The sequence below is a fragment of the Streptomyces sp. NPDC097129 genome (assembly GCF_055668065.1).
The window spans coordinates 78786-93806 of sequence record NZ_JBVOQE010000013.1; the positions used below are offsets into that span (position 1 = coordinate 78786).

The window sequence follows — 15021 nt, forward strand, 5'->3', positions numbered from 1 at the left end:
CACGCGGCACTCTCTAAAGTTACGCGTTATTTGATCGACGGACGGCTGACGGACGGGCCGCTTCCGCTGTTTTCCGAAGCCCTGGGAGAAAGCGGCCCAAGTTAAGCGGCTTTTTTCGATGGCGGTCTTTTCGTCACCGGGTCACGGTCCTCAGGCCGCGTGCCGGGCCGCGTTCGCCTTCATGGCGTCGCGCATGTACACGGCCAGTCCGGGCCGGATGTTGTCGTAGGTGGCAGTGAAGCGCGGGTCGTCGACGTACATCTGCCCCAGACACGCGTGCAGCTCGCGCGAGCAGTCGTAGTAAGCCGAGCAGATGAAGAGACGGTGTTCCTCGGCGACGTCCATCGCGGCCTCGGAGTCGGCCGGCAGGCCCTGGTCGAGCAGGTCGGCCATCCGGCCGTGGAGGGCGTTCATCTCCCCGGTGAGCCGCTTCCAGTCCTCCTTGGTGTAGGAGGCGGTCCTGCGCTGCGACTGCCGGTACTGCTCGGTGTCGCCCCAGCGCTGCTCGACCTCGTCGGCGTACTGGTCGGGGTCGTTCTCCCCGAACACCTCGAACTTCTCCTCGGGCGTGAGCTGGATCCCCATCGTGCGTGCCTCCATGGCGTGTTCGACGGCCTCGGCCATCTTCTGCAGCTTCTCGATCCGGGCGGTCAGCAGCCGGTGCCGGCGCCGCAGGTGTTCCCGCGGGTCCGTGTCCGGGTCGTCGAGCAGGGCCGCGACCTCCTCGAGCGGGAAGCCGAGCTCCCGGTAGAACAGGATCTGCTGCAGCCGGTCGAGGTCGGCGTCGCTGTAGCGCCGGTGGCCCGCGTGGCTGCGCTCGCTCGGGACGAGCAGACCGATGCCGTCGTAGTGGTGCAGTGTGCGCACCGTGACCCCGGCGAAGCCGGCGACCTGTCCCACGGAGTAACCCACTTCCGCTCCCTTCTCGCTTGCGCACTCCACCCTGGGTCCTCACGCCGCGTGAGGTGCAAGCCGGCATGCGAGCCCGCAGCGGCAGACTTAGCGTCGTAGCCATGCCCCTGCACAAAGGCGCCGCGCAGCCCGCCGACCGTCCGCTGGCCGTCAACCCGTTCTACGCCGAGGCCAACCCGGCCGGCGGGATGACACAGGCCCCGCCCACGCACCGCCTCCCCGACACCCCGATGGCGCCGGCGACGGCGTATCAGCTGGTGCACGACGAGCTGATGCTGGACGGCAACGCGCGGCTGAACCTGGCCACCTTCGTCACCACCTGGATGGAGCCGCAGGCGGGGGTGCTGATGGCGGAGTGCCGGGACAAGAACATGATCGACAAGGACGAGTACCCGCGCACCGCCGAGCTGGAGCGGCGGTGTGTGGCGATGCTCGCCGACCTGTGGCACGCGCCGGACGCGTCGGCGGCCGTGGGCTGCTCCACGACCGGTTCCAGCGAGGCGTGCATGCTGGCCGGGATGGCGCTGAAACGGCGCTGGACGAAGCGCGCCGGCGACCGCTACCCCGGGGCGCGGCCCAATCTCGTCATGGGCGTCAACGTGCAGGTCTGCTGGGAGAAGTTCTGCACCTTCTGGGAGGTGGAGCCGCGGCTGGTGCCCATGGAGGGCGAGCGTTTCCATCTCGATCCGCAGGCCGCCGCCGAGCTGTGCGACGAGAACACCATCGGTGTCGTCGGCGTCCTCGGCTCCACCTTCGACGGCTCCTACGAGCCGATCGCCGGCCTGTGCGCCGCGCTGGACGCGCTCCAGGAACGCACCGGCCTCGACGTCCCGGTGCACGTCGACGGGGCGTCCGGTGCGATGGTCGCGCCGTTCCTCGATCCGGACCTGGTGTGGGACTTCCGGCTGCCGCGGGTGGCGTCGATCAACACCTCCGGGCACAAGTACGGGCTGGTGTACCCGGGGGTCGGCTGGGCGCTGTGGCGGGACGCGGCGGCGCTGCCGGAGGAGCTGGTGTTCCGGGTGAACTACCTGGGCGGCGACATGCCGACCTTCGCGCTGAACTTCTCCCGGCCCGGCGCGCAGGTGGTCGCGCAGTACTACACGTTCCTGCGGCTGGGCCGCGACGGCTACCGGGCGGTGCAGCAGGCCTCCCGGGACGTGGCGCGCACGCTCGCGGAACGGATGGAGGCGCTCGGCGACTTCCGGCTGCTGACCCGGGGCGACGAGCTGCCGGTGTTCGCGTGCACCACGGCCGAGGACGTCACGGCGTACGACGTCTTCGACCTGTCCCGGCGGCTGCGCGAGCGGGGCTGGCTGGTGCCGGCGTACACCTTCCCGCCGAAGCGGGAGGACCTGGCGGTGCTGCGGGTGGTGTGCCGCAACGGCTTCTCCACGGATCTCGCCGAGCTGTTCGTCGAGGACGTGACCCGTCTGCTGCCCGAACTGCGCCGGCAGCCGCATCCGCTGACCCGGGACCGGGCCGCGGCGACCGGCTTCCACCACTGAGGGGCCTGAGCTTCCACCGCTGAGGGCCCGTCGGCCCCGCCTACCGGGTGTCCCCCGGATGCCGCTCGCCCGTCGCGTACGGGTTCTCCTGACCCTCGGCGAGGACGCCGACGAACGGCGCGCCCTCGCCCGCGAAGGTGTACGCGCCGGCCTCGACACGGGCGATCAGGCCGCGGGTCCAGGCGGCCTCGCCGTCGGCCGTGTGCATCCACATGTTCATGATCTCGCCGATGTGGCCGTACTGCTGCGGCCCGTCCTCGGGGACGTAGTGCTCGGTGACGGTGTCCCGCCACTCGGCCAGCCGCCGCAGGCGCTCGCGCAGCAGCGCCACCACCTCCGCGCGCTCCAGGTCGACCATGAACCCGATCGCCGCGGAGAGCACGTCGGTGCCGCCCTCGCGGGTGACCAGGGCCTCCCGGAGCAGCGTGAAGTACTCCCGCGTGCCCCGCTCGGTGATCTCGTACTCGGTGCGGGGCGGGCCGCCGGCCGTGGACGGGGCCGTCTCGTGCGCGTGCAGCAGTCCCTGCTTCGCCATCTGCTTCAGGGCGTGGTAGATCGAGCCCGGCTTGGCGTTGGACCACTCGTGCGCGCCCCAGTACTCCAGGTCGCCGCGCACCTGGTACCCGTGGGCCCGCCCGTGCTGCCGGACGGCGCCCAGCACGAGCAGACGGATGGTTGACATGGGGACCAGGTTATGGCCGCACACCCCTCGGCAGCGCCCGCCCGGGCCCTGGATCCCGGTCCTCCGCCCCCCTGGCCCCCTGCTCCCTGTCCCACGCCGCCTGTCCCCCGTCCCCCGTACCGTCTATCCGGCCTGCCCCTGATCCGCCGCCTGCTCCAGGGCCACCAGTTCGAACGCGGTCTTGCCGTCCAGGGACTCGCGGATGATGTCCGCGTGGCCCGCGTGGCGGGCCGTCTCCCGGATCAGGTGCAGGCCCAGCCAGCGCAGCGACACCCGCTCGTCCGGCGGGAACCACGGGTCGTTCGGCAGCGCGAAGGTGTCGTCCAGGCTCGGCGCCGAGCGGAAGTACGCCTCCGTCTCGGCGGCGACCTGCTCCCAGTACGCCAGCTGCTGCGCGAGTGTCTCGCCCTCGACGAGCCGGAAGCACTCGTGCCAGTTCGACTCGTCCCGCTTGACCGCCGGCGGCTCGCCCTTGGCCCGGGCCACCCAGGTCTGCTCGACCTCGACGACATGCTTGAGCAGGCCGGACAGCGACAGCTCGCTCGCGCTCGGCCGGCTCGCGGCCTGCTCCTCGGTGAGCCCGAGCACCGCCCGGCGGATGCCGCCCCGCTGCTCCTCGAGGAAGGACAGCAGCGCCCCCCGCTCGTCGCCCAGGGCTTCGGCTCGCACGTGAGTGACCATGACCGGCCGCCTTTCGTCCGTCGTCGCCGGGCTTTCTGCCCGACACCGAAGACGTTACGGGCCCTTGCGGTCAGCCTCTGTCCGCAAGGGCCGACGGTTCACGTCGGACGCGCGTCAGAACGGTTCACATCGGACACGCGTCAGAACGGTTCACATCTGACGCGCGTCAGAACGGGAACCGGCTCCGTCCGTGCTGCACCGAGATCCACTTCAGCGTGGTGAACGCCTCCAGCGTCGACTCGCCGTTCAGCCGCCCGATCCCGGAGTGCTTCTCACCGCCGAAGGGAACGATCGGCTCGTCGTGCACGGTGCCGTCGTTCACATGGAACATCCCGGTGTCGATCCGCCGCGCGAACCGCACGCCCCGCTCGACGTCGGCGGTGAAGACCGCACCGCTCAGCCCGTACGGGGTGTCGTTGACGAGCCGTACCGCCTCCTCCTCACCGTCGAAGGGGATGACGAAGGCGACCGGGCCGAAGACCTCCTGCCGCAGCAGGGGCGAGTCGGCCGGGATCCCGGTCAGGACGGCCGGCTCGACCAGCGTGTCCGTCGTGGCGCCCCGCACCAGCGCCGTCGCCCCCTCGGCGAGGGCCTGCTCGATCACCCCGGAGACGTCCTCCGCCTGCCGGGAGTCGATCAGCGGCCCGATGACGGTCGCCGGGTCGCTCGGGTCGCCGGCCTTGAGCCCCGCGACCCGCTCGGCGAACTTCGCGGAGAACTCCTGTGCCACGGACCGGTCGACCAGCAGCCGGTTGGCGGCCATGCAGACCTGCCCCTGGTGCACGAACCGGCTGAAGACGGCGGCGTCCACGGCGTAATCGACGTCGGCGTCGTCCAGGACCACCAGGGCGCTGTTGCCGCCCAGTTCGAGCACGACGCGCTTGAAGTGGGCGGCGCAGACGGTGGCCACGTGCCGGCCGACCCGGTCGGAGCCGGTGAAGGAGATGACCTTCGGCACCGGATGCTCCAGGAACGCGTCGCCGATCTCCGCTATGTCGCTGACGACGACGTTGAGCACCCCGGCGGGCAGCCCGGCGTCCTCGAACAGCTTGGCTATCAGCGTGCCGCCGACGACCGGCGTGTTCTGGTGCGGCTTGAGCACCACGGCGTTGCCGAGCGCCAGCGCCGGGGCGACCGACTTCAGCGACAGCAGGAAAGGCACGTTGAAGGGGCTGATGACGCCGACCACCCCGACCGGCACCCGGTAGACGCGGTTCTCCTTGCCGTCGATCGGCGACGGAACGATCCGCCCCTCGGGGCTGAGCGCCACATGGGCCGCCTCGCGCAGGAACTCCTTGGCCAGGTGCAGCTCGAAGGCGGCCTTGCCCCGGGTACTGCCCAGCTCGGCGATCATCGCCTCGGTGATCTCCGCCTCGCGCTCCTCGACGAGGCGCAGCACCTTCTCGAACACCGTCCGCCGGGCGAACGGGTTGGTGGCCGCCCATTGCTTCTGGGCGCGCTCGGCGGCACGGTAGGCGGCGTCGACCTCATCGACCGTGGCGATCGTGATCGACGCCAGCTTCTCGTTGTCATACGGGTTGAGGTCGATGATGTCCCAGGAACCCGTGCCCGGGCGCCACTCACCGTCGATGTACTGCTGCGCCAGGTCGGAGAAGTACGGCGACATGCGATCCCCCTGAATCCCTGCCTGCCGGGGCAGGCGAGTCGGCCTCGCTCACCTCGCGGTCTGATCGCACGTCATCGTACTTGTGTGTCAGGAGAGTTGGAGGAGCCCTCGCAGGAGGTCGCGGGTCTCGGACGGCCCGGGGCTGTCCTGCTGCAACTCCTTCAGCGCCTGTTCGTACTGGGCGACGTCCTCCGGCTTGTCCAGGTACAGCGCGCTGGTGAGCTGCTCGGTGAAGACCACGTCCGACAGGTCGGACTCCGGGAAACTGAGGATGGCGAACGCGCCGGACTCGCCCGAGTGCCCGCCGAAGCTGAACGGCATCACCTGCAGCCGGACGTTGGGCCGCTCGGACATGTCGATCAGATGCTGGAGCTGCTCGCGCATCACCGCGCGGTCGCCGTAGGGGCGGCGCAGGGCGGCCTCGTCGAGGACGACGTGGAACTCGGGGCCGTTCTCGGCTACGAGGTACTTCTGCCGCTCCAGCCGCAGCTGCACACGCTTTTCGACGTCGGCGTCGCTCGCGCCCTTCATCCCGCGCCGCACCACGGCACGCGCGTACGCCTCGGTCTGCAGCAGGCCGTGCACGAACTGCACCTCGTACGCGCGGATCAGGGACGCGGCGCCCTCCAGCCCGACGTAGGTGGGGAACCAGCTCGGCAGGACGTCGGAGTAACTGTGCCACCAGCCCGCCACGTTGGCCTCGCGGGCGAGGTTGACCAGGGCCGTGCGCTCCGCTTCGTCCGTGATGCCGTACAGCGTCAGCAAGTCCTCCACGTCCCTCGTCTTGAAGCTCACCCGGCCCAGCTCCATCCGGCTGATCTTCGACTCGGAGGCACGGATCGAGTACCCCGCCTGCTCGCGCGTGATCCCGCGTGCCTCGCGCAGCCGCCTGAGTTGCGAGCCGAGCAGCATGCGCCGCACCACTGATCCAGGCTCTCCCGCACTCACGTCCGCTGCCTCCCTGCCGACTCCAGGGCTCGCAGTCTGCCACCAAAACACTTCGAGCAGTACTCGTCCGATTACAGAGACGGAAAAGACTCCTGTCGCACTCGTGCGACTTCAGGCCATCAAGGGGTCGGGAAGATGAGGGAGTTGGGTGGGAAGAAGGCAGAAAAAATGGCCAAGAAGCGGCACGGGCGCATCCATTTCGGTCACGTGCACGTGCATCTGCCCTTGCATCTGGTCTACGCATCCGAAACCATGGTCCCGCGCCACCGCTGCATCGCAACGACCGCGAACTCCCGGGAGTGCCTCGCATGGGGACGAATGGATCGACCATGCTCCAGCCGTTACGGCAGGGCCTTCCGCCGCTGGATCCCGCGGCCGTCTCCAACGCCGCCTCCTGCTCCCTGCCCGCCCGTTACGAAGCCGTCCGCGAGGCGCGCCGGTTCACCCGCGGCACCCTGGACCAGTGGCAGCTGGGCGACCGCTTCGACGACGTGTGCCTGGTCGTCTCGGAACTCGTCACCAACGCGCTGCGCCATGCCACCCCGGCCGGGGACGGGCCGGCCGGTGATCCGCTGACGCCCGTGCGGCTGCACCTGATGCGGTGGAGCGAGCGACTCGTGTGCGCCGTGCGCGACGCGAGCAAGGACGGCCCGGTGGCGCGCGCGAGCGACGACTTCGCGGCGGAGTCCGGCCGCGGGCTGTTCCTCGTCGAGTCCTTCAGCGACAGCTGGGGCTGGCATCCGCTCACGGGCACCCTGGGTGGGAAGGTCGTCTGGGCCCTGTTCCGGTTGCCCTCCACGTGACAGCCTCCGGCGTCCTTCGACGCCGGATGTCTACGCGCGTTGAGCAAGCGCTGTCACACTGGACGCACGGAAGCGGGATCATCCGCCGACGAGATGGTCGAACTCCCCGTCCTTCACGCCGAGCAGCATGGCCTCGATCTCCGCCCGCGTGTAGACGAGCGCGGGGCCGTCGGGGAACCGGGAGTTGCGCACGGCCACGTCTCCGCCCGGCAGCCGGGCGAACTCCACACAGGATCCTTGGGAGTTGCTGTGCCGGCTCTTCTGCCAGGACACCCCGTGCAGGCGCGCGGCGGCGATGCCGTTGTACACGCCGGACGCGTTCTCAGCGTCGTACACGTCGTGGTCCACAGTCGCTCCCCGTTGGTGCACTGGCTGATGAGGCCATTGATGCAGTGGTCAACTGATCCGGATCATAACCCCGTTCACATGCAGATGCGTGAGCAAATGCACGTGCACGCCCGGTGTTCCTCCGGTTACAGCTTTTGACGAGCGCTTTGCGAGAACCTTCCCATCGCCTGCCCCGGAGCAGGCAGGACATGCGCGGCGGGGCGGGGCAGGGGGCGAAGCCGGTGCACCAGATGGAGACGCGTTCGGTACCTCTCCTGTTCCAGCCCCTGTTCCCGGCCGCCAGGCCCCCCGGCCGCCAGGTCTCCGACGCACCTGAGGTCTGGCAAGGCCTCCATACCCGTTGGTAGCGTGCCCAGGTGACCTCCCGGACCCCCGCACCCCGCCGCCGGCTCACCGCCGCAGCGGCCACCGCCCTCACCGCCGCGCTGACGCTGGCCGCGTGCAGCAGCGGCGGCAGCAGCAGCGACGACAACGGGAAGAGCACACCCCCCGCAGCCACCTCCACCCAGCAGCCCTCCGCAGGCACGGGCACCGGTACCCCCGGGCCCACCAGCGCCCTGCAGGGCAACTGGCTCACCACCACCAACGGCAAGGCGGTCGTCCTGGTCCTCACCGGCCGGCAGGCCGCCCTCTTCACCACCGGCGGCAGCGTGTGCAGCGGCCCGATCCAGGACCGCACGATCCGCCTCCAGTGCAAAGGCACCGCCACCGGCCACAGCACAGGCCACATCGACTCCGTGGACAAGACCACCCTGAAGGTCACCTGGGTGGGTGACGTCGGCACGGAGACATACACCCGCTCCGAGAGCGGCGGAATGCCCTCGCGCTTCCCGACGGCGGGCCTCGGCTCGTAGGACCCGGCCCCCCGCATGCGCGATGATCCTGGGGCACCGTCTCGATCTCAGGGGATTCCACACATGCGCGCCATGCCGATCACCGTCACCGCCCTCGCGGCGGCCCTTCTCCTCACCGCCTGCGACAGCGGCACCGACAGCAACGCCAAGGCGGACGGCGGCGACGCCAAGGCCGCGAAGAGCACCGCCTGCCGCCTCGACGGCGTGGGCGCCGAGGTCGGCCCGGTCAGCGCCGCCCCCGCCGCGGGCGACATCGGCACCGTCACCGTGACGCTCACCAACAAGGGCGCCGACTGCACGCTGGAGGGCTTGCCGAAGGTCGTCCTCCAGGCCGGCGACACGAAGGCGGCCGTACCCGCCGACCCGGCCGCGCTGAGCCAGAAGCTGACGCTGGCCAAGGGCGGGACGACCTCGTTCACGATCATCTACACGCGCGCTGCGGCGGCAGCCGGCACGCACAGCCTGGCCGTGAAGACGGCGACGTTCGCCCTGCCCGGCGCGGAGGACACGCACGACTTCCCGTGGTCGTACGGCGAGGTCGGGCTCAAGGGCAGCACGCCGGACGCCACGGTCGGCGGCTTCGAGCAAGCGGGCGACTGACGACGCCGCCCCGCTGGTGACTCTCACGGGGCCCGCGGTCCTACCGCAACGCAGGACCGCGGTCGCCCCGCACCGTACGACTGCGCTCGCCCCGCCCTGCGCCCGCATCCCCACCGGGCCGCATGCCCGCATCCCCACCGGGCCGCATGCCTGCACCCCCACCGGGCCCTACGGCCGCGGTCGTCACGCGGAGCGTCACGGCAGCCGCCGTCGTCACGCGGAGCGTCACGGCAGCCGCCGTCGTCACGCGGAGCGTCACGGCAGCCGCCGTCGTCGCGCGGAGCGTCACGGCAGCCGCCGTCGTCGCGCGGAGCGTCACGGCAGCCGCGGGCGGTCCGCCATCCGCGCCCGGTCCGCCGCGAGGGAGCCCTCGGTCCAGCCCGCCGCGTCGCTCACCCCGCGCAGCCGGGTGGAGACGGTCGCGGGGAACATGCGGTCGGCCGCGGCGCCGACGGCGACCTCGCGGGAGGCGAGTACCGGCAGCAGGTCGTCGCTCACCTGCGTCTGCGCGGCAGTGGCGAGCCGCCCGCCTATCCGGTGCGCGTAGGCGGCGAGGAACGACTGCCGAAACGTCTTCGTCCGCCTGCGACCGCCCTTGCGCTGCGCGGCCTCCGCCGTGGCCAGCGCCGACTGGGCCTGCACCAGCAGCGAGGTGTAGAGCAGTTCGACGACCTCCAGGTCTGCCTCGAAACCGACGACGGTGGAGAAGCACAGCGCCTCGTTCCACACCGCGCGGCAGTGGTTGGCGGTGGCGACCGCGTCGAGCAGGACCGCCTTGGCCTGCTCGTACGGCGGCTCGACCCCGATCCGGCAGGCGCCGGGCGCGTCGGGGGCGGGCGCCTGCGCGTCGAGCAGCGCCTCGTCGACGCTGTGCCGGGCCATCAGCTCCTGCGCCTTGGCGGTGAGGGCCTCGGCCTCCTCCGGGTATCCGGTCGCCTCCGCCTTGGCCAGGAGCGCGCGGATCCGGCCCAGCATCCGGGAGCCGGAGCTGTGCGGCCGGCGAGGTTCCTCCAGGGGCTCCAGAGCAGGCAGGCGCACCAGCAGGCGGTACAGCTCCAGGACCACGGTGGCGTGGGTGAACCGGTCGGCGCGCGCCGGAGGCGGACCGGGCAGCTCCTCCACCTGCGCCCGCCAGCGCGCGCCGCGGGCCCGGTCGTCCGGCGCCTGCGCCCGCACGAGATCGGCGACCAGCCGCACATGGACGTCGTCCAGCTCGCGGCGCACGATCCGCACGAGGTCGGCCGGCTGCCAGCCACGCCGCCAGAGCACCGCGACGAACTCCCGCCCACGCCGCTCGAGGTCGGCGTCGGCCGCGGGGTCGGCGGCCAGCAGGGAGGCACCGGTGTCCAGGGCGGACACACCGGTGTCGTACAGGGCGGCCTCGAAGGCACGGTCGGCAGTGCTCACCCGACGATCGTGACACGGGGCACTGACAACGCGGGGACCGGTTTCCGCCCGGGGGCCACGAGGTCCTGCGCCCCGCCGACAAGCACCCGCCAGCTGTCAACCAACGGTTGACAGGCATCATTCGTCAACCTACGGTTGACACATGGCGAAGAATCCCGCTGTCACGACTTCCGTCCGCCTCGACGACCTCATCGCGGCCATCAAGAAGGTTCACGAAGAACCCCTCGAACAGCTCGAGGACGCGGTGATCGCTGCGGAGCACCTCGACGAGGTGGCCGATCACCTGATCGGCCACTTCGTCGACCAGGCCCGGCGCTCGGGCGCCTCCTGGACCGACATCGGCAAGAGCATGGGCGTCACCCGGCAGGCGGCGCAGAAGCGGTTCGTGCCCAAGGAGTCGACCGACATCGACCCCAGCCAGGGCTTCAACCGCTACACCCCGCGCGCCCGCAACGTCGTCGTGGCCTCCCACAACGAGGCCAAGGCGGCACACAGCGCCGAGAGCGTCCCCGAGCACCTGGTCCTCGGCCTGCTCGCCGAACCCGAGGGGCTGGCCGCCAAGGCGATCACAGCCCAGGGCGTCACCCTCGACGCGGTCCGCGAGGCCGCGCGGGCGGCCCTCCCGCCGGCCGTGGAGGACGCGCCCGAACTGGTGCCGTACAGCTCCTCGGCGAAGAAGGTCCTGGAGCTGACCTTCCGGGAGGCGCTGCGCCTCGGCCACAACTACGTCGGCACCGAGCACATCCTGCTGGCCCTGCTGGAGCACGAGAACGGCGAGGGCGTCCTCAGCGGACTGGGTCTCGGCAAGCCGGCCTCCGAACGGCACGTCGCGGAGTTCCTCACGGCCGTCCAGGCGGACGGGCAGGACTGACCCCGCGAGGTCAACAGCGGCCCGGCAGCGGCCATCCGCCCAGCTCAACGGCCTGTGTCAGACCCCTCTGCCACACTCACGACATGGCCGACCGGTGGGCACTCGCTCCGGCCGAGGACGGTGGCGTGGACGTCGCCCCCCTCGGCCCGGACGGGCTGCCCGCCGGTCCCGTCCGGCGGGAGGAGGACGCGGCCCGAGCCGTGCGCAGCCGTCCGCACGTCGCGCGCTGGGTGTGGCGGTCCACGGCCGAGATCTATCCGCGTCTGCTCGCCACGGGGGTGCGAGTCGAGCGGTGCTACGACGTCGAGGACGCCGAGACCCTCCTCCTGGGCCACGAGGGGCGCTCCGGCGAACCCCGTTCGGCGGCCGCCGCGCTCGCCCGCCTGCGCGGCGGCCCCGTACCGCCGGATCCGCCCCAGCGGTCCGCCGACCCGGGCGCCCAGTCCCCGCTGTTCGAACCGCAGGGCGCCCGCCTGCCGCTCACCGACCTCCTCGAGGTCTACGCCGAGCAGCAGCGCCGGCACGCGCGCGCCGAACACCCCGACCGGATGCGGCTGCTGACGGCCGCCGAGTCGGCGGGAACGCTGGTGGCGGCCGAGATGAACCACGCGGGTCTTCCCTGGCGCGCGGACGTGCACCGCGCGCTGCTGCACGACCTGCTCGGCGAGAGGTACGCGGGCGGGGGCGAGCCGCGCCGCCTGGCCGAGCTGGCGGACGAGGTCTCCGCGGCCTTCGGGCGCCGCGTCCGCCCCGACCTGCCCGCCGATGTGGTCAAGGCGTTCGCGCAGGCCGGGATCAAGGTGAGGTCGACCCGCCGCTGGGAGATCGAGTCCGTCGACCATCCCGCGGTGAAGCCCCTGCTGGAGTACAAGAAGCTCTACCGCATCTGGGTCGCCCACGGCTGGTCCTGGCTGCAGGACTGGGTGCGCGAGGGCCGGTTCCGCCCGGAGTTCCTCGCGGGCGGCACGGTCACGGGACGCTGGGTCACCAACGGCGGGGGCGCGCTGCAGATCCCCCGCGTGATCCGCCGCGCGGTGGTCGCCGACCCCGGCTGGCGGCTCGTCGTCGCCGACGCCGACCAGATGGAGCCGCGGGTCCTGGCGGCGATCTCGCGCGACCCCGGGCTGATGGAGGTGGCTGGCCGCGACAGCGACCTCTACCAGGAGGTGTCCGACCGCGCCTTCGCCGGTGACCGCACCCAGGCCAAACTCGCCGTGCTCGGCGCGGTGTACGGCCAGACCTCCGGCGACGGCCTGAAGAACCTGGCCGCCCTGCGCCGCCGCTTCCCCAAGGCGGTGGCGTACGTCGACGACGCGGCCCGGGCCGGCGAGGAGGGCCGCCTGGTACGCACCTGGCTGGGCCGGACCTGCCCACCGGCGGCGAGTGCGGCCGACGACGCGGGCGAGGGCATCCCGGTCGCCGCGGACGACTCCGGGGAGCGGACCTGGGTGCCGGGCTACGCCTCGACCGACGCCCGCGCGCGGGGCCGCTTCACGCGCAACTTCGTGGTCCAGGGCAGCGCCGCCGACTGGGCCCTGCTGCTGCTCGGCGGGCTGCGGCAGCGGTGCGCGGACCTGGCGGCCGAGCTGGTGTTCTTCCAGCACGACGAGGTGATCGTCCACTGTCCGGAGCAGGAGGCCCCCGCGGTCGTCGCGGCGATCCGGGAGGCGGCCGAGGTGGCGGGCCGGCTGACGTTCGGCGAGACGCCGGTGCGGTTCCCGTTCACGACGGCGGTGGTGGAGTGCTACGCCGACGCGAAGTGACCGCGCCCGCCGCCGGGCTGTGAGCGGCCACTTGCTGCTGGGCCGTGAGTGACGACTTGCTGCCGGGCCGTAAGTGGCATCTTGCCGCTGGGTCGTGAGTGGCCACTTGCGGCCGGGCCATGAGTGGCCACTTGCTGCCGGGTTGTGAGTGATCGCTTTCGGCCGGGCCGTGAGTGATCACCTCCCGCCCGGCCGGGAGCGGGCGGCTCGCGCCCGGGCAGAGCTGGTGGTTCGCGCCCGGCCAGGAGCGGGGGGCTCGCGCCCGGCCGAAATCAATCGGCTGTCGATCGGCTGGTTTTTATGTGATCATGACATCCGATCCCGGCCCGACGGTGCGCGCGGTGCACATCGTGCACGCGCTGCTCGGGGGAGTGCCGCCGCCGTGGCCGGGTCCGGGGACACACGAGGACCCTGGCCGGCAGAGGTGACCGACCGGGGCCCTCGTCCCCACCCTCTCCGACCTCCCGGGCTCTCTGCCCTCCCGGGTTCTCTGACCGCCCTGTCTCTCTGACCGCCGGGTTCTCTGACCGCCCGGGCTCTCCGACCGCCCGGGAGGTCTAACCGCCCGGCCTCTTCCGCCGCGGCTCAGATCACCGGGGGCCGCCCCAGCCGGGTCAGGCGCCACACCGTGCGCCAGCGCATCGGGCACCGTTCCCCGGCCGGTTCGCGCAGCCCCTCGGCGAACCCGCCGAACCAGGCCCGCAGCCCGGCCGCCGAGCGGGTGCGCAGCAGGGTGACGGTGATCCACACGCCGAGGTGGACGGGGATGAGCGGCAGCGGCAGCCGGCGCCGTACGAGCCAGACGCGGTTGCGGGCGGTGACGCGGTGGTAGATCGCGTGCCGGGCGGGCGAGGTCTTCGGGTGCCGGAGCAGCAGCTCGGGCGCGTAGAGGATCTTCCAGCCCGCGTCGGCGGCCCGCCAGGCCAGGTCGGTCTCCTCGTGCGCGAAGAAGAACTCCGCGGGCCAGTCGCCGACTTCGTCCAGCATGGCCGTCCGGAAGGCGTGGCCGCCGCCCAGGAACCCGGTGACGTACCCGCCCCGCAGCGGGTCGGCGTTCCCCGCCCGCGGCACGTGCCGGCGCTGCGTCTCCCCGTTCTCGTCGGCGATGCGGAACCCGACGATGCCGAGCCGCGGATCACCGGCGAACAGCTCCGCCACGCGACGCAGCACATCCGCGTCGACGAGCAGACCGTCGTCGTCGAGCTCCACCACGGCGTCGACGTCACCGAACTCCCGCAGCCGGGCGAGGGCGACGTTGCGCCCGCCGGGGCAGCCGAGGTTCTCCTCGGTCTCGATCACGGTGACTTCGCCCGGCAGCGACAGCCGGCGGGCGAACTCGGGCAGCCGGCAGCCGTTGCCGACGATCACGACCCGAGCGGGCGCGAGATCCTGCTTGGCCACGGACTCCAGCAGGGCGTCGACCTCGGCGGGCCGGTTCCCCATGGTCACCACGGAGACCGCGATCCTCGGCTCCACCAACGTCCTTCACCCCATCCGGCCGTCGACCGCGCCCACGTCCTCGCCGCGCGGACCGTCGTTCACCAAGATGTTGCCTCAGGGCCGGGGGTTGTCCGGGAACCGATTCGCTTTGCGCCCTCTTTACGCCGTTTTCCTCACAGCGGCGGAACGCGCCGTGCCCGACCTCGGTCACGCTGATCTCGCGCGCCGTCGAGCACTTGGCGATGGACGCCCCCTGGTTCGCGCCCGTGTGGTCCGCTGTGGTGAGGACCACGCGGTAGGTACAGATCCGGGCGACCGCGAAGGTTCTCGTCCTGTTCGGGCGTCACCTCGGCGCCCGGCGCCCGAAAACGACGAAACCCCAGGTCAGCTAATACCTGACCTGGGGTTCCAGGGGAGCCGCTTTCGGGATTCGAACCCGAGACCTACGCATTACGAGTGCGTTGCTCTGGCCATCTGAGCTAAAGCGGCACGCTGCCCGCACTATGGTGCGATCGGCGACGTCGGTAAGTCTACACAGTTCCCGGGGGTGCTTCGTACCGGCCCCGGAGCGCGGGCC

Annotated in this window: 14 protein-coding genes and 1 tRNA gene; 6 read left to right on the top strand and 9 right to left on the bottom strand. The window is 71.7% G+C overall.

Annotated features, from left to right (window positions below):
* Positions 1 to 150: 150 nt before the first annotated feature.
* Complete coding sequence (locus tag AC0B9F_RS31395) at positions 151 to 912, bottom strand: MerR family transcriptional regulator (RefSeq protein ID WP_472008231.1); 762 nt, start codon at positions 910 to 912, stop codon at positions 151 to 153.
* 101 nt (positions 913 to 1013) lie between these two features.
* Here AC0B9F_RS31395 and AC0B9F_RS31400 point away from each other — a divergent pair, with 101 nt between their 5' ends.
* A complete protein-coding gene (locus AC0B9F_RS31400) occupies positions 1014 to 2420 on the top strand; it encodes a glutamate decarboxylase (protein WP_472008233.1) in 1407 nt (468 codons plus the stop codon).
* A gap of 40 nt (positions 2421 to 2460) precedes the next feature.
* Here AC0B9F_RS31400 and AC0B9F_RS31405 read toward each other — a convergent pair whose 3' ends face one another.
* The 4 genes from AC0B9F_RS31405 to AC0B9F_RS31420 all read right to left on the bottom strand — a co-directional run bounded on the left by AC0B9F_RS31405 (position 2461) and on the right by AC0B9F_RS31420 (position 6322).
* Positions 2461 to 3102, bottom strand: a complete 642-nt coding sequence (locus AC0B9F_RS31405) for a PadR family transcriptional regulator (RefSeq protein WP_472008235.1) — start codon at positions 3100 to 3102, stop codon at positions 2461 to 2463.
* Positions 3103 to 3225: 123 nt separating this feature from the next.
* The gene (locus AC0B9F_RS31410; RefSeq protein WP_472008237.1) at positions 3226 to 3783 is read right to left on the bottom strand and encodes a DinB family protein; all 558 of its coding nucleotides are present in this window, start codon (positions 3781 to 3783) and stop codon (positions 3226 to 3228) included.
* Positions 3784 to 3949: 166 nt separating this feature from the next.
* Positions 3950 to 5410: an aldehyde dehydrogenase family protein gene (locus AC0B9F_RS31415; protein WP_472008239.1), complete on the bottom strand. Its 1461-nt coding sequence runs from the start codon at positions 5408 to 5410 to the stop codon at positions 3950 to 3952.
* A gap of 87 nt (positions 5411 to 5497) precedes the next feature.
* On the bottom strand, positions 5498 to 6322 hold the full coding sequence (locus AC0B9F_RS31420) for a helix-turn-helix domain-containing protein (RefSeq protein ID WP_472008503.1): 825 nt from the start codon (positions 6320 to 6322) through the stop codon (positions 5498 to 5500).
* A 344-nt stretch (positions 6323 to 6666) separates the two neighbouring features.
* Between AC0B9F_RS31420 and AC0B9F_RS31425 the strand changes: the two genes are divergently transcribed.
* The gene (locus AC0B9F_RS31425) at positions 6667 to 7161 is read left to right on the top strand and encodes an ATP-binding protein (protein WP_472008241.1); all 495 of its coding nucleotides are present in this window, start codon (positions 6667 to 6669) and stop codon (positions 7159 to 7161) included.
* Positions 7162 to 7239: 78 nt separating this feature from the next.
* On the opposite strand, the gene AC0B9F_RS31430 is transcribed toward AC0B9F_RS31425, so the two are convergent.
* Positions 7240 to 7509, bottom strand: a complete 270-nt coding sequence (locus AC0B9F_RS31430) for a DUF397 domain-containing protein (RefSeq protein WP_472008243.1) — start codon at positions 7507 to 7509, stop codon at positions 7240 to 7242.
* Between the two features lie 356 nt (positions 7510 to 7865).
* Between AC0B9F_RS31430 and AC0B9F_RS31435 the strand changes: the two genes are divergently transcribed.
* Together AC0B9F_RS31435 and AC0B9F_RS31440 are read left to right on the top strand one after the other, a co-directional pair.
* The gene (locus AC0B9F_RS31435; protein WP_472008245.1) at positions 7866 to 8363 is read left to right on the top strand and encodes a hypothetical protein; all 498 of its coding nucleotides are present in this window, start codon (positions 7866 to 7868) and stop codon (positions 8361 to 8363) included.
* A gap of 63 nt (positions 8364 to 8426) precedes the next feature.
* The gene (locus AC0B9F_RS31440) at positions 8427 to 8963 is read left to right on the top strand and encodes a DUF4232 domain-containing protein (protein ID WP_472008247.1); all 537 of its coding nucleotides are present in this window, start codon (positions 8427 to 8429) and stop codon (positions 8961 to 8963) included.
* A 315-nt stretch (positions 8964 to 9278) separates the two neighbouring features.
* On the opposite strand, the gene AC0B9F_RS31445 is transcribed toward AC0B9F_RS31440, so the two are convergent.
* Positions 9279 to 10370 carry a DUF2786 domain-containing protein gene (locus AC0B9F_RS31445; protein ID WP_472008248.1) on the bottom strand — a complete coding sequence of 364 codons (1092 nt, stop codon included), beginning with the start codon at positions 10368 to 10370 and terminating at the stop codon, positions 9279 to 9281.
* A 142-nt stretch (positions 10371 to 10512) separates the two neighbouring features.
* On the opposite strand from AC0B9F_RS31445, the gene AC0B9F_RS31450 reads away from it, so the two are divergent.
* Both AC0B9F_RS31450 and AC0B9F_RS31455 read left to right on the top strand, forming a co-directional pair.
* On the top strand, positions 10513 to 11241 hold the full coding sequence (locus AC0B9F_RS31450; RefSeq protein ID WP_472008250.1) for a Clp protease N-terminal domain-containing protein: 729 nt from the start codon (positions 10513 to 10515) through the stop codon (positions 11239 to 11241).
* Positions 11242 to 11324: 83 nt separating this feature from the next.
* Positions 11325 to 13004 (top strand): bifunctional 3'-5' exonuclease/DNA polymerase, encoded by a 1680-nt coding sequence (locus AC0B9F_RS31455; protein WP_472008252.1) that lies wholly within the window; start codon positions 11325 to 11327, stop codon positions 13002 to 13004.
* A gap of 585 nt (positions 13005 to 13589) precedes the next feature.
* Here AC0B9F_RS31455 and AC0B9F_RS31460 read toward each other — a convergent pair.
* A complete protein-coding gene (locus tag AC0B9F_RS31460; RefSeq protein ID WP_472008255.1) occupies positions 13590 to 14483 on the bottom strand; it encodes a glycosyltransferase family 2 protein in 894 nt (297 codons plus the stop codon).
* 376 nt (positions 14484 to 14859) lie between these two features.
* Positions 14860 to 14933 (bottom strand) — tRNA-Thr (locus AC0B9F_RS31465).
* Positions 14934 to 15021: the final 88 nt, after the last annotated feature.